The sequence below is a fragment of the Pseudomonas profundi genome (assembly GCF_008638305.1).
Lineage (GTDB): Bacteria > Pseudomonadota > Gammaproteobacteria > Pseudomonadales > Pseudomonadaceae > Halopseudomonas > Halopseudomonas profundi.
In genome coordinates this window covers 38284-52057 of the sequence record NZ_VTPZ01000002.1, presented here as the reverse complement: position 1 = coordinate 52057, position 13774 = coordinate 38284, and the positions used below count along the sequence as shown (strand labels likewise).

General features: G+C 57.0%; 11 protein-coding genes. 5 read left to right on the top strand and 6 right to left on the bottom strand.

Translation table 11 applies throughout. The features are described from left to right. Positions 1-110 precede the first annotated feature (110 nt). The 4 genes from FZE95_RS03260 to FZE95_RS03245 all read right to left on the bottom strand — a co-directional run bounded on the left by FZE95_RS03260 (position 111) and on the right by FZE95_RS03245 (position 2609). Positions 111-407 carry a type II toxin-antitoxin system RelE/ParE family toxin gene (locus FZE95_RS03260; protein ID WP_150299409.1) on the bottom strand — a complete coding sequence of 99 codons (297 nt, stop codon included), beginning with the start codon at positions 405-407 and terminating at the stop codon, positions 111-113. Then, positions 407-661 carry a type II toxin-antitoxin system ParD family antitoxin gene (locus tag FZE95_RS03255; RefSeq protein ID WP_150299408.1) on the bottom strand — a complete coding sequence of 85 codons (255 nt, stop codon included), beginning with the start codon at positions 659-661 and terminating at the stop codon, positions 407-409. The genes FZE95_RS03260 and FZE95_RS03255 overlap by 1 nt, the downstream gene beginning before the upstream one ends. Positions 662-1166: 505 nt before the next feature. Continuing rightward, positions 1167-1334: a DUF4019 domain-containing protein gene (locus FZE95_RS20025; RefSeq protein WP_223824966.1), complete on the bottom strand. Its 168-nt coding sequence runs from the start codon at positions 1332-1334 to the stop codon at positions 1167-1169. Positions 1335-1655: 321 nt separating this feature from the next. Next, positions 1656-2609 (bottom strand): alpha/beta fold hydrolase, encoded by a 954-nt coding sequence (locus FZE95_RS03245; RefSeq protein ID WP_150299406.1) that lies wholly within the window; start codon positions 2607-2609, stop codon positions 1656-1658. Between the two features lie 309 nt (positions 2610-2918). On the opposite strand from FZE95_RS03245, the gene FZE95_RS03240 reads away from it, so the two are divergent. Further along, a complete protein-coding gene (locus FZE95_RS03240) occupies positions 2919-3824 on the top strand; it encodes an SDR family oxidoreductase (protein WP_150299405.1) in 906 nt (301 codons plus the stop codon). 190 nt (positions 3825-4014) lie between these two features. On the opposite strand, the gene FZE95_RS03235 is transcribed toward FZE95_RS03240, so the two are convergent. After that, a complete protein-coding gene (locus FZE95_RS03235; protein ID WP_150299404.1) occupies positions 4015-5178 on the bottom strand; it encodes a type III PLP-dependent enzyme in 1164 nt (387 codons plus the stop codon). A gap of 753 nt (positions 5179-5931) precedes the next feature. Between FZE95_RS03235 and FZE95_RS03230 the strand changes: the two genes are divergently transcribed. Both FZE95_RS03230 and FZE95_RS03225 read left to right on the top strand, forming a co-directional pair. Further along, positions 5932-9762 carry a DUF1631 family protein gene (locus FZE95_RS03230; RefSeq protein WP_190324482.1) on the top strand — a complete coding sequence of 1277 codons (3831 nt, stop codon included), beginning with the start codon at positions 5932-5934 and terminating at the stop codon, positions 9760-9762. Between the two features lie 229 nt (positions 9763-9991). Beyond that, on the top strand, positions 9992-11581 hold the full coding sequence (locus FZE95_RS03225) for a peptide chain release factor 3 (protein WP_150299402.1): 1590 nt from the start codon (positions 9992-9994) through the stop codon (positions 11579-11581). Between the two features lie 62 nt (positions 11582-11643). Here the strand turns inward: FZE95_RS03225 and FZE95_RS03220 are convergent, their stop codons facing one another. Continuing rightward, positions 11644-12069, bottom strand: a complete 426-nt coding sequence (locus tag FZE95_RS03220) for a hypothetical protein (protein WP_150299401.1) — start codon at positions 12067-12069, stop codon at positions 11644-11646. A 371-nt stretch (positions 12070-12440) separates the two neighbouring features. Between FZE95_RS03220 and FZE95_RS03215 the strand changes: the two genes are divergently transcribed. Then, entirely contained in the window at positions 12441-13241 is an 801-nt protein-coding gene (locus tag FZE95_RS03215) for a TatD family hydrolase (RefSeq protein ID WP_150299400.1), read from the top strand. A 49-nt stretch (positions 13242-13290) separates the two neighbouring features. Beyond that, a complete protein-coding gene (locus FZE95_RS03210) occupies positions 13291-13752 on the top strand; it encodes a hypothetical protein (protein ID WP_150299399.1) in 462 nt (153 codons plus the stop codon). The last annotated feature ends 22 nt before the right edge of the window (positions 13753-13774 follow it).

The window sequence follows — 13774 nt, the reverse complement described above, 5'->3', positions numbered from 1 at the left end:
CCAGATGCGCCAATCATCGAGGTGTGGACTAAGAAGCCATCGACGACGTGGGCGACAACAGCACGGAACCTAGATGGAAAACATGCGCTGCACCAAAAGGTAGCCGCCAGCTAATCCAGAAGCCTTTGCGGTGCATCCATGTCCTCGTGCAGAACACGAACAATGAGCACTTGCGGCTCTAGCACTTGATAAAAAACAGCGTGATGCTCTACCTGCAATCTGCGATATCCGGGAAGAACATGGGCGTAGTTAGAGCCGAGAGATGGATGATTAATCAGCTGATTCATTCCTGCTTCAAGCTGATCCAGGTAACTATCCGCCTGATCAACCCCCCATTCTTCGCAGGTATATATCCAGATTCCGGTGAGATCAGATTCCGCCTTCGGCGTGACGGTTAACCTAAGCACTAATCCGACGCCTTCATTCGCTTACGGCCAGCCGCTTTGATGGCCGATATGTCGAGCGGCTTAGGTTTCCCGCTTGACTCACCTTCAGCGAGGGCCTGCCTCAGCGTGGCAAGACGTTCTTTGGCCTGCTGGTCTCTCCGGATGAGATCGCGGATATACTCGCTATCATTGCCAAAGTGACCGCTCTCAATCTGGCCCTTCACCCAATCGTCTTGCTGTTCAGTCAGCGTGATGGTCTTCCGGTGCATGCTCATGGCTGAGCTCCTAACAAATCAGGAAGTATGACAATATCATACTGCTTACTTGCGCCGATTCAACCCCCCAATTTCTTGTCGTCCAACGTTTGGTTAAGGGGCGGGCTTCAGCCCGTCCCAGTGAGCAGAGCGAACGGTTTGAACCAGTTGTTAGGAATGTGCTTTGTTGTCCCGCGCTTTCTGGAGGTGCGTGGTGATGTCAACGATCCGGAACTTTAGCAAAGAATGTTCAACTGACCCCAATTAAGACCCGAGCCTGCTCGGCGACATTTGGATCTTTATGCGCGAGGAAAAGTCTTTGGTGTGCTTTTCGTAGTCGATTTCGGTGCAGCCCTCCATCAGGTTGTCCATCAATGGACTCACGACTTGTAATATCGCCGCATCTGATTTCGCTAATAGTTGCATGTTCGATCCTTGGAGTTAACGCCCTCAGCATGCGCAGCCCTGGAATGAAGCTGAAGGCGCAATGGAATGTGCATCGCCGTGCCTGCGATTACCAAGTGTATTACTTGACAATATAGCCAACCACTTGCCACTCATCACTCGATTTGTTAACCGTTACCGTTTCCATAATCGAATCGCTGTGTTCGAATTCGGCTTCCATGATCACAACTGCACATTCGCCAACAAGGGCCGCGGAATCTTGTACGGTTTCTGACCCTCCTGCTCCCAGAATTCGCAGTTATATGTATCGAGATAGAACTGGTCGTCAAGCGCACTGGATTAACCAAGGTCAACTCGTCTCCGTTCTTGAGCACGATCATGTTTCGATTCATCCACATTCCGGGCCCCATCTTGATGCTGCCATGCAGAAGATACACACCGGGGTATAAGAGGCTGAGTTCGTCCTGAGGATATGCTGGTGCGTACATCACTTTTCCTTAATAAAAATACCGATGGAGCAAGTTGCCTTGCTCGCCCGACGGTAAGCCGCAGACAGGCCTATCGTCCACGCCCGTGTGCGGCCCCAGCCGCCTAGCATTCTGTTGCCTCGCTAAGAACGCTCCCCAAACGAAGCTCGAAACGCCTGGTAGTCTTCCGCCACTTCGGCCGGCGCTTCCATCATCGGCAGGTGGCCTGTGTCGGGGACCAGAAATACAGAGCTGCCGTCGATCAGGTTGTGCAGGACCTCAGCCGAGGAGTGATGGAACAGCTTGTCTTCCTGGCCCCATACAATACGCGTGGGGACTGACAGGCCTGCGGCGATGCGTTCGAGCGGCTGCGTTGCCGCCTCTTGATTGAGTTCTGCCATGATTCGGCTGTGGAGCCTGTAGTTCTCGGCGGCGCTTTCAGCAAAGGCATCCTTGACCGGATCGGGATAATAAGGCGGCTGCTGTGTGGTCAACTTGAGTGATTCGTCCAGTTCTTCACGATTGCTCGCTACCAGTGGCAACTGCTCGCCGCGTTGTAGGCGCTTTATCACTTCGCTGGGCTGGGCGCTCATGACGCCCGACGGCGCCAGCAGCCATAGACTTTCAACCCTGTCGGGATACTGGGCGGCATAGGCAGCAGCAATGCGGCCGCCCATGGAGTTACCACCCAGATGCACCTTGTCCAGCCCCAGCGCCTCAATAATGTCGCTCAGGTAGCGAACCTGATCAGGCGTGTAATACTGTCCACCGGCCGGTTTGTCGCTGTCGCCAAACCCAGGGAGGTCTATCGCAATCACCCGATGGTGGGACGTCAGGTGATAGGCAACCCTGTTCCACTCGTCCTTGTTGGCGCCCATACCGTGAATCAGAAGCAACGGTTCCCCCGTGCCGCCTTCGAGATAGGCCACCTGGAAGCCAGGAATATCAACTGTGTGCGACTCGAGATCGGCCAGTTGACGCTCAACCCCGAGATAGGCAGCAGACACTTCGGATGGTGGCCCAGCATGGACCCATACGGCGATACCCGCTAACGCGAAAACGGAAACAGCGAATGCTGGCAGGAGAAGTCGTTTCATTTTTATAGTCTCGGACCGTTAGCTGTTGGTGCAGATAGGCGCAGCCGCTCTGCTGTGCGGCATAGGCGGCAGTAGTATTGGATTGGATTTCAGGTGTAAGTTTTCGCGCAGCGCACGTTTTGTGACGTACTTCCGTTAGATTCGCGTTCTGCAGCGGTTCCTCGCCTGCGGCCGTTCAGGACGTGGCACGAACCGATATTCACCGGCTTATGCCGGGCTATTCACGTTGACCTTATCCCTTGGCGAATTGAAACAAGTGTTTAACACTGGCAGTCCTTTTTCAACGCCCGTATAGATTAGGAGCATTTCATGAGCGATATCCGTTTTGACGACAAGGTCGTCATCGTAACCGGCGCCGGCGGCGGTATTGGTCGTGCGCACGCGCTGTTGTTCGCCAAGCATGGCGCCAAGGTCATCGTCAACGACCTGGGTGGTAGCGCACAGGGCGAAGGCGCGAACAGCGAAGCGGCGTTGAAAGTCGTTGAAGAGATCAAGGCCGCCGGCGGCACTGCGGTAGCCAACCCGGACAACGTAATCGACGGCGACAAGATCGTGCAGTGTGCGATGGATAACTTTGGCCGTGTCGACGTGGTGGTCAATAACGCTGGCATCCTGCGTGACAAGAGTTTTGCCAAGATGACCGACGCTGACTGGGATCTGGTCTACAAGGTCCACGTTGAAGGCGCCTACAAGGTCACGCATGCGGCATGGCCGTATATGAAGGACAGCAACTTCGGTCGGATCATTTTCACTGCTTCGACTTCCGGCATCTACGGTAACTTCGGACAAGCCAACTACGGCATGGCCAAGCTGGGCCTTTACGGTCTGACGCGCACATTGGCAATCGAAGGCCGCAAGAACAACATCTTCGTCAACGCCATTGCCCCGACTGGCGGTACGCGCATGACCGAAGGTCTGTTCCCGCCTGGTGCGTTCGAAAAGTTGAAGCCGGAGCTGGTCAGCCCGCTGGTGGCCTTTCTCTGCTCAGAACAGTGCAAGGAAACCGGCAGCCTGTTCGAAGTTGGCGGTGGCTGGATGGGCAAGGTGCGTTGGGAGCGTTCACTGGGTATCGGTTTCAACCCGGACGAGGGGTATAGCCCGGAAGATGTAGCGGCGAATTTCGAGCAGCTGTGCAGCTTCGAGAATGCGGTGCATCCGAAGGACAATATCGAGGCGCTGCGTGAGCTGATGGCGAATATTCAGAAGCTTAGTTAAAGAAGGAGCTGAAGGAGCCTCGAGCTGGGCTGGGCTGGTTCGAGGTTTGTGAGTGAAGGGAGACTTGGTCGTTTTGGTGAACCATAAGGCGTCCCGCGGACGCCATCGCGGCGGGTCGCCCCTCCTACAAAAGACAGCGGACCCGCAGCCTCTCACAAAAAGAGCAGGCGGACCCGCTGCGTCCTCTGGCTCAAACGTAAAACGCTTCCAGCGGTGGGAAGCCGTTGAACTCGATGGCGCTGTAACTGGTGGTGTAGGCGCCGGTGGAGAGCCAGTACATACGGTCGCCGATGGCGAGGTTCAGCGGCAGGCCGTATTTGTAGTTCTCGTACATGATGTCGGCGCTGTCGCACGTGGGTCCGGCGATCACTGCTTCCTCAAGCTCCCCTTTCTTGTCTGTCCAGATCGGGAATTTGATCGACTCGTCCATGGTCTCGATCAGGCCGGAGAATTTGCCGACGTCGGTGTACACCCAGCGCTCCAAAGCGGTGTGCGACTTGCGCGACACAAGCACCACTTCGCTGACCAGAATGCCGGCATTGGCAATCAACGAGCGGCCCGGCTCCAGGATGATCTCGGGCAGTTCGTCGCCAAAGTCCTCGTGCAGGAACCGGGTGATCTCTTCAGCGTAGACCTGAAGGGTATTGGTCTTGGTGATGTAATTGGCCGGGAAACCACCGCCCATGTTGATCATCTTCAGAACAATGCCGTCCTCTTCCTTCAGACGTTCGAAGATCACCTTCACCTTGCCGATGGCGGCATCCCAGGCGCCAATATCGCGCTGCTGGGAGCCGACATGGAAGGAAATACCATAGGGTTCCAGACCCAGCTCGCGGGCCAGCACCAGCAGGTCCATGGCCATATCGGTCTGGCAGCCAAACTTGCGTGACAGCGGCCAGTCGGCCGTGGTTGAGCCCTCTGTCAGAATGCGAACATAGACCTTGGAGCCCGGCGCAGCCTTGGCGATGTTGCGCAGGTCAGCTTCGGAGTCGGTGGCATAGAGACGCACGCCCTTTTCGTAGAAAGCGCGAATATGGCGGGACTTCTTGATGGTATTGCCGAAGCTGATCTGTTCCGGCTTGACGCCCAGCGCCATGACCTTCTCCAGCTCATAGATGGAGGCGATATCGAAGTTCGAACCTTTATTCTTCAGCAGATTCAGCACTTCGTTCGATGGATTGGCCTTAACCGCGTAGTAGATCTTGCCGAAAGGAAAGCCTTCGACCAGTTCGTCATAGGCGCGATCGATGGTTTTCAGGTCAACCACCAGGAAGGGCGTTTCATGCTGGTCGGCACGCTGCTTGATGCGGTTGAAAGTTTCTTTGTCGAAGTAGTCTTCAAGTTTGATAGACATGGCATGGCTCCAAAGCTACGAATTCAGTTTCGGGGCGGGTGAGGACATGGATGATCAGATGCAGGGCAGACAGACGGCCTGACTCTCGGATAAAAGAGAGCGGCGCCTTCCGACGGAAGCGACTCTGAACGCGTAGCCAACACACAACCCGGGGGTGCGAACGTCTGATCAGTATCCCCACTTTGGTTCGCCTACTTCCCAAGGCGTGCGCCGAAAGCAATAAGCCCGCAACCTGCGGTCTTGCTGTCTCGTCGTCAGTACTTGAGCCGTATGGATCGTGCCAGCCTCAACGTTCGCGGCGAACCATAGAACCTTGCGTACACGGGGTCAATACCCGTCCCGAAAATCTCCCTGCGGACACTTCAATCCAACCAGGAGCCAGGCAGGCGCGCCACCCCCTGGCCACTTGATTGCTGTTCAGAGTAGACCATGGCATCGGCGCTGCATTCCGCAACGAGCGAACCGGCGGTCGCGCTACACCCTGCTGCTGCGCCCCGGAACAGACAGTTGAAACCGGATGCGTGCCTCGCCAGGCACGGGCATTTGATAGCTGCTCCGGTTGCGCCAATCACAACGCACAAACCGTTAGCGTATGATCCCCGAATCGCCCAGCGCACAGCGCCGCGATCTTCTTCACAGGAAATCCGCGCATGGCTGGCTTTGACCATGCGAACTGAATTATCGTACCTATGCACCCGATCCCTATGCACTAGAATGGATCGTGCAGGAACAGGACAGCCAACCGGGGAAATCGTGACGGCGGAAAAACGTAAATTCACCCGTCAATCAGCTTCGATTGCCGGCACGCTAGTGCTAGGCGACCAGGACGAATTTGACTGTGTGATCAGCGATTTCAGCCAGGGCGGCATGTTGGTAATACTGACAGGCGCCGGGCAGCTGGGCCGACTCCGCGGGTTGCTCAAGGTCGACAAGCGGGCCACGGTTATCTACCAGCTCGAGGGCAGGAATATCGCAGTCCACGTGAGTGTGGCCCATGTCAGCCGTCAGGGCATCGGCTTGCAGCTGGCGCAGCAGGATTCTCGTTTCGTACTCAATATTCAACGCGCAGCCAGACTCTTCGCCGTGGAACAGTCAGCGCCGGCGGTAAACATCGTCGCGCCGACGCAGCAACCGCTTGATCCACTCAGCAAGGCGCAGCTGATTAAAAGGACCAACCATCACGTCGCAGAGTTTTTCAATCGCTGCTTCCCGGAATATATAGGCACTCTCAAAGATGCGCTGATCACCGAAGCTGACCGTCAACGCAGCCAGACGGCTCAGCAACCTTTCTTCGACACGCTGGGCATCATCCGTACGCAGCAGATGCATCTTGTACCTGACCTTTCAGCGAAGATCAGTGCGGACGCGGCGGAGGCGGCCGATGGTCGCTTCATTGAGGCCTGGCAAGCGCGGAAACCCCGTAACGAGCGCGCCGGACTGTCCCTGGTCGAGAAGAATGAGTTCGAGGATTGGCTGGTCATCCGCAAGGCCATCTCCAAGGCCGAAATCATCCTTCGGGAACAATTGCTTGAGTTGCAGCTGCGGCTGGATGCGGCATTTGGCTCGCCCGACGCATCTCACTGTTACAACCCCTACTCGCCCAGTGCGCTGTGTTACGGGTTCGCCGAGGTCACTCGTGACTGGCGCCTCACCGGCAAGGTTCAGGTCGTTGCCTTCAAGGTGCTTTACGATGTATTGCTAAGCAATCTTGCCACGCTCTACCGCAGCCTGAACCGGTTGTTTATCGAGGCCGGCGTACTCCCCGATATCGATGTAGAGCAGTATCTGACTGAACAGGCCATACGCGAGCGCAAGGCCAGCGACCCGAGCAGGGACCAGGAGTCGCCGCAAGCCGAGGCAAAGATCACGCCTCCTGTCCCGCCGCCTGAACCGCAGCAGCCGGTGCAGGCCGATGCCCCGAAGACAGCGCCTGGTGATGCGAAAGCAACACCGAGCGCCTTCAACACCGCCACGCGCTTGTGGTCCGCGCATAAGCGCCTGAATAACGGCACAGCCGGGCGGCTAACGTTGCCCGACGAGCCAGCGGAGCCGCCCCAGCCGAGTCGTGCGACTCTTTCAGCACTGCAGCAGATGCAACAACAATTGCTTGCGCAGCATGCCGATCTGGCAAAGCCCGGCGCACTCAAGCAATTGATTGAAGCCAGCGATCCGGGCGTGCAGCTGTCAGAGTTTGAAGAAGACTCTGCCGATATGATCGAAAACCTGTTCGACAACATCGTGCAGAGCGATCAGGTTGCAGACGATTTGCGCGATGAAGTGCGCAAGCTGGAGGTGCCGGTCCTGCGCGTGATGCTCAAGGACCAGAGCCTGTTCACCGCCGACTTCCACCCTGCGCGCCAGGCGGTCAACCATATAGCCCTGTTGTCGGATCAAGGCAGCACGCACGCCGCGCACAACAAGGCCGCGGTGATTAACGCGATCACCACGATCCTTGAGAGCAGTGATGACGAAGGGTTCACCCGCTCGCTGCTTATCCTCGACCAGCTCGTCGCCAAGGAAAAACGACTCGTCGAACGCAACCTGCGCCGCATTGCGGAAGCGGCCGACGGCCAGCAACGGATTCGCAAAGCCCATCAGCTGATTGATCGCGAGCTTGTTCGTCGACTCGGGTCCCGCCCGGTCCCTGCTCCGGTGCTTGAGCTGCTCGAACACGGCTGGAAAGGCTTGATGATGCTGTGCCTGTTCAGGCAGGGCGATGACAGCAGGTCCTGGGATCTGACGCTGGCGATTGTCGATCAGCTGGTCGCGCGCACGCTTTCTGATGCTGAAGAAGCGTCCGGCAACCTGATCCGCATCGATGCCCTGCTCAGGCTGATCGGCAAGGGCCTGGCCAAGGTGCACGATGCCGAGGGCCGGCATGAACAACTCCTTGAAAATATCGAAAATCTGCTGAACGGACAGGCGTTCGCCTCGTTGGTGTATCGCAGCACAACGGAGCCTGAGGAGGAGCCGAACGAGAACGATGCGACTGCCCTGCGCTGGATCAAGCGGGCCAAGGGGCTGCGCAAGGGCCAATGGCTGGAATGCCTGGCGCCGCCACAATCCCCGGTCCTGTATCAGCTTGCCTGGGTAGCGGATGACTTCAGCCAGTTCATTCTGGCCAACCAGCAGGGCAAGAAAGTCGCTGAATTGTCCCTGCATGAAATGGCTCAGAAGCTGCGCCACCGCTCACTTTCTGCGCTTGAACATGCCGCTCTGCCAGCCGTTGAACAGGGCCTGGACACGCTGGTACAAAAGATTTACGAGAAACTGGCGTTTGAGGCCTCTCATGACCAGCTCACCGGTTTGTGCACGCGCAGGGAATTCTCCCAATGCATCGCCCAGAGTGTCGCCAACGCCAAGGAGCACCAGCGACGCCACACGCTCATCTTCATCGACATATTGCAGTTCAAACTGGTCAATAACACCTGCGGCTACGAAGCCGGTGACCGCTTGCTGCAAGAGCTTTCGCGGAGCTTACAGGCTGTCGCCGGTGACGAAGCAATCGTCGGCCGCATCGGCGCAGCCGAATTCGGCGTTGTAGTTCCGCTCGATGCCGAAGTCGAAGGCTTCCAGCTTGCCTCGGCAATCAAGGTTGAAATCGAAAGCACACGTTTCGAGGAAGGCGGTCACAGCTTTGTTATCAATACCGCGATGGCGCTGCTCGGTTTCGACCATACCAACGACCGCATAATGGAATTGCTGAGAACGGTGGAGGTCGCTGCCGAGATCAGCAAAAAGGCCGGCCGCCGCAAGATCCAGGTCGCTCATCCAGGCGATGCCCGACTCGAAGAGCGAAACGAGGTAATGAACTGGGTAACCCGCATAAATCGCGCGCTCGATGAAAACTCGCTGAAGCTCCGGTGTCAGGCGATCAATCCGATTCAAGGCTCCGTGTTGCCGCACTATGAAATTTTGCTGACAGTGGTGGACGACTCAGGCAACCATTTGCCGCCGGGCGAATTCATCATGGCTGCAGAGGAGTTCAATCGCATGGCGGCCGTCGATCGCTGGGTGATTGAAGCCGTGTTCGGCTGGATGACCGAACACCTGCCGGGCCTTGAGCATCTTGGTGGCTTCTCCATCAACCTGTCCGGCCATTCATTGAATGATGAGACCTTCACCGATTTTCTGTTCGACGCCCTGATCCGCTATCCGGTCCCACGGGACAAGCTCATATTCGAGATTACTGAGACCACGGCTGTCGCCAATCTCGAAGATGCCTCCGATTTCATCAACGAGATGCGCGGCATCGGCTGCCGCTTCTCGCTGGACGACTTTGGCGTCGGGCAATCGTCATTCTCCTATCTGAAACGCCTGCCAGTGGACTTCATAAAGATCGACGGGTCTTTTGTCGTCAACATCGCCGAGGACCCGGTCGATTTTGCGCTGGTCCGGTCGATTACCGAGATGGGACACTTCCTGGGAAAGAAGGTCATTGCGGAATACGTGGCGGATGCCGCGATATTGGAAGCGGTATCCTCGATCGGAGTGGATTATGCGCAGGGATTTCACTTCGGTACGCATGTAATGCTTGATCAGCTGGTATTGGCGCCGCCTGTTACCAGCGAGATCGACGTTTAGCCCGGGCGTCCTGCGGCCGCCGTCGCGCCGGGGGCGACCCTCCCACAAAAAACCGGTGTCATGACTCGGTCTTTTCCACGCCGTATCCGCCTGTATGCAGCCATGCATTGAGTCATGACGCGAAATCAACGAAAATGCCGGCCAGGTTATTCCCCTGCGCGTATCCAACCCCGATATACAGTATGCCGCCCGGTTGGCCCTATCGCCCGCACATCAGAAGATTCAACAGATGACAAACACCGCTATTCAGCGCGAGGTTGGCAAACGCCGCACCTTTGCGATTATTTCTCACCCGGACGCGGGTAAGACCACCATTACCGAACGATTATTGCTGATGGGCCAGGCGATCAGTGTGGCAGGCACGGTAAAAGCGCGTAAATCCGATCGTCACGCCACGTCCGACTGGATGGCGATGGAGAAACAACGGGGCATCTCTGTTACGACCTCGGTGATGCAGTTCCCCTACCGTGATTGCATGGTCAACCTGCTGGACACCCCCGGTCACGAGGATTTCTCCGAGGATACCTATCGCACACTCACGGCTGTGGATTCAGCGCTGATGGTGCTGGACGGCGGTAAGGGTGTCGAGCCGCGTACCATCGCGCTGATGGATGTCTGCCGTCTGCGCGACACGCCCATCGTCAGCTTCATCAACAAGATGGACCGTGATATCCGCGACCCCATCGAGCTGCTGGATGAAATCGAGTCGGTACTGAACATAAAGGCCGCTCCCATCACCTGGCCGATCGGTTGCTATCGCGATTTCAAGGGCGTGTACAACCTGTCCCAGGACCACATCATCGTCTACGAGCCAGGCCATGGGCATGAGCGTACCGAGGCGCGCATCATCCACAAGCTCGATTCGGATGAGGCCCGTTCACACCTGGGTGATCTGTACGACAATTTTGTCGATGAACTGGAGCTGGTTCAGGGCGCTTGCCATGAGTTCGACCAGGCTGCGTTCCTGCGCGGCGAGATGACCCCGGTCTTTTTCGGTACCGCTCTGGGTAACTTCGGTGTTGAGCAGGTACTTGATGCCATCGTCCGCTGGGCCCCGGCACCGCTGCCCCGCCCCGCTCACGAGCGGACCGTGGAACCGGTCGAGGATACTTTCACCGGCTTCGTTTTCAAGATCCAGGCAAACATGGACCCCAAGCACCGGGACCGTATCGCCTTCATGCGTATCTGCTCCGGGCGTTACGACAAAGGCATGAAAATGCACCATGTGCGCACCGGCAAGGACATGCGCATGCCTGATGCGCTGACCTTCTTCGCCTCCGAGCGCGAGCACCTGGAAGAAGCCTGGGCGGGCGACATCATTGGTCTGCACAACCACGGCACCATCCAGATCGGCGATACATTCACCCAGGGCGAGAAGATCGGCTTTACCGGCATCCCGCACTTCGCTCCGGAGCTGTTCCGCCGTGTACGCCTGAAGGACCCGCTCAAATCCAAGCAACTGCGTCAGGGCCTCCAGGAACTGGCCGAGGAAGGCGCAACGCAGGTGTTCTTCCCCGAGCGCAGCAATGACATCATCCTCGGCGCCGTGGGAATATTGCAGTTCGATGTGGTCGCCAGCCGGCTCAAGGAAGAATACAAGGTTGAGTGCCTCTACGAGCCGATCAACGTCTGGTCAGCGCGCTGGATTGAATCAGGCGACAGGAAGAAACTTGAGGAATTCCGGAACAAGGCCATGGAGAATCTGGCCATAGACGGTGGCGGGCATCTTACTTACCTTGCGCCCACGCGCGTCAACCTGAACCTGACCGAGGAGCGCTGGCCGGATATACGTTTCCGCGCGACACGGGAAACGCACTAATCTGCTGTTATCGAGCGGCCCGGCAAAACGGGTCGCTATCTACCATTCAAGCAAAGCCCCAATCAGAACCAGTACCGCTCGGCCTGCTGCGATAAACTGCCGTTCAGGGCTTTCTCGCAGCCAGCGTGTAAAAATGCCGACTGATGCACGCTGCCCCGGCTCGACCGACGACCTGCCAGGCAATCACCATCCGGGATGCGTTGCGCTTGTGAAGCGACAGTACCCGAAGTCCAACTGTCGAAAGCATTGTACTGTGCCAGTTCTCCACAGCGACGGGCTGATGTAAACCTATCAGACACCTGTTGCTGACCACTCTTGATGCCCGGCTGAGCGGCTTCATAACACAAGCGCAGACTGGATATCGAGGTTACGTCTCCCTGTGCGGATAGTTCATGACGCGCCTGCATCCCGAAGGCAGTCGCCATCAGACATATCACCGCTACCGACATGCCGACACCCGAACGTACCCAGTTAGTTTTGTAGATCATGCCTATCACACTCCGTTTGCGATCTGCTACTGACAGAAAACCGTCTCCCGGCTAATGTCGCCTTCCGGGGATTCCCGGTCCGACAAATCAAACATGGGGCAGCATCCATTCCATGGACGACACTCTGAGCGGGGCTACCCGATCAGGACCAAATCACCCAAGCAAAAAGCGAACCATCGCTGCATGCATTTGATATATCTAGATTTTATAGATTATCCAACCAATTTCTCTTCGTCTCAGCGCACCGCGTTGTGCCATCATTCAGGCACTGCACTGAAAGCGTGCACTTCGCTCCGGGACGTCTGCATTCGAATCAGACCCGGCTAAATGTGCCATGCTATTTAGCAACCTACTCTCTGAATATGTCAATTATGCGTTATATCGATACCCATACTCATATCGACTGTCCGGATTTTGACGCGGATCGCGAGAAAGTTATAAGTAATGCGAAGTCCGTAGGAATCGAGCGGATTCTGATCATGGGCATCACTGGGTCCAACTGGGACCGGTTATGGAAACTGGTTCTGTCAGATCCGGCGCTGTTCGGGGCGTTCGGGCTGCACCCGGTTTTTCTCGGCGAACACCGTAAAGAGGATATCGACGCGCTACAGACGCGCCTCGCCGCCCTGTCCGGTCATCCGCAGTGCTGCGCGGTAGGAGAAATCGGGCTCGACTACTTCCTGCCCGAACTGAACCGTGAGCGACAGCAGACGCTGCTCGAGGCGCAGCTGCAGTTGGCCAGTGATTTCAATCTGCCTGCGCTCCTGCATGTTCGTCGCGCCCATGCGCCAATGATTGCCACCCTCAAACGCTTTCGTCTGAAACGCGCGGGCATAGTGCACGCCTTTGCAGGAAGCCGCGAAGAAGCCAGAGAATATATAAAGCTGGGATTCAAGCTCGGTCTCGGCGGCGCGGCGACCTGGCCGCAGGCCACACGCTTGCGTCGGACCCTTGCTGAACTGCCTCAATCAAGTCTGGTACTGGAAACCGATGCGCCGGATATGGCCCCCAGCTTCCAGGCATACCAGCGCAACAGCCCCGAGTTCCTACCGGAAATCTGTCGCCAATTGGCCGAACTGCGCGGCGAAGCAACCGAAGAGCTGGCTCAGGCCTGCCTCGATAACAGTTGTGAATTATTCGGCTGGTCATCCACAAAGCGCCAGGTCTGTTAGAGTCGTCCGGACGTCACACTTACCAACCATTCCACACAAGGAGCTGTTCATGGCATTGGGCATTGTCCTGCTATTGGCCTGGTTGATCCTGCTGGTACGCTTCCCGCGGCCCATGGTTCCTGCGAGTCTGGTCCTTGTTGGCCTGGCGCTATTGCTCGGAGCTATCGTTGCGACCATGCAGTGGCTAGACGGCCGACGAGCGGATCAGCTGGATATGAGCGTCGCCTACGCACCAGACGCCTGCGAGTTCGGTAAACCACTGCGCGTCGATATCATCAACAACAGCGCGCATACCGTTACCCTTATCAGCTGGCGGTTGCTGGCCGCACAGCCCGGATTCAACACCAATCTGGTAGATACCAGTACCACCGCCGCCACTTACCGCGTTGACCAGTCGATTCCCCCCGACGGTGACTGGACGGGCTGTTACCGGGTGCCTCGTCTGCGCACCGGTTATCGGGCACCGGATCTGGACTATCGGATGGACGACGTCCGTGCCGAATTTCAATAACTAATAACAATCAGGATCGCAG

Excerpts from the sequence above, each read along its gene's own strand:
- FZE95_RS03220 (WP_150299401.1), bottom strand. The coding sequence starts at position 12,069 with ATGATCTACAAAACTAACTGGGTACGTTCGGGTGTCGGCATGTCGGTA.
- FZE95_RS03225 (WP_150299402.1), top strand. The coding sequence starts at position 9,992 with ATGACAAACACCGCTATTCAGCGCGAGGTTGGCAAACGCCGCACCTTT.
- FZE95_RS03215 (WP_150299400.1), top strand. The coding sequence starts at position 12,441 with ATGCGTTATATCGATACCCATACTCATATCGACTGTCCGGATTTTGAC.
- FZE95_RS03245 (WP_150299406.1), bottom strand. The coding sequence starts at position 2,609 with ATGAAACGACTTCTCCTGCCAGCATTCGCTGTTTCCGTTTTCGCGTTA.
- FZE95_RS03235 (WP_150299404.1), bottom strand. The coding sequence starts at position 5,178 with ATGTCTATCAAACTTGAAGACTACTTCGACAAAGAAACTTTCAACCGC.
- FZE95_RS03255 (WP_150299408.1), bottom strand. The coding sequence starts at position 661 with ATGAGCATGCACCGGAAGACCATCACGCTGACTGAACAGCAAGACGAT.
- FZE95_RS03240 (WP_150299405.1), top strand. The coding sequence starts at position 2,919 with ATGAGCGATATCCGTTTTGACGACAAGGTCGTCATCGTAACCGGCGCC.
- FZE95_RS03210 (WP_150299399.1), top strand. The coding sequence starts at position 13,291 with ATGGCATTGGGCATTGTCCTGCTATTGGCCTGGTTGATCCTGCTGGTA.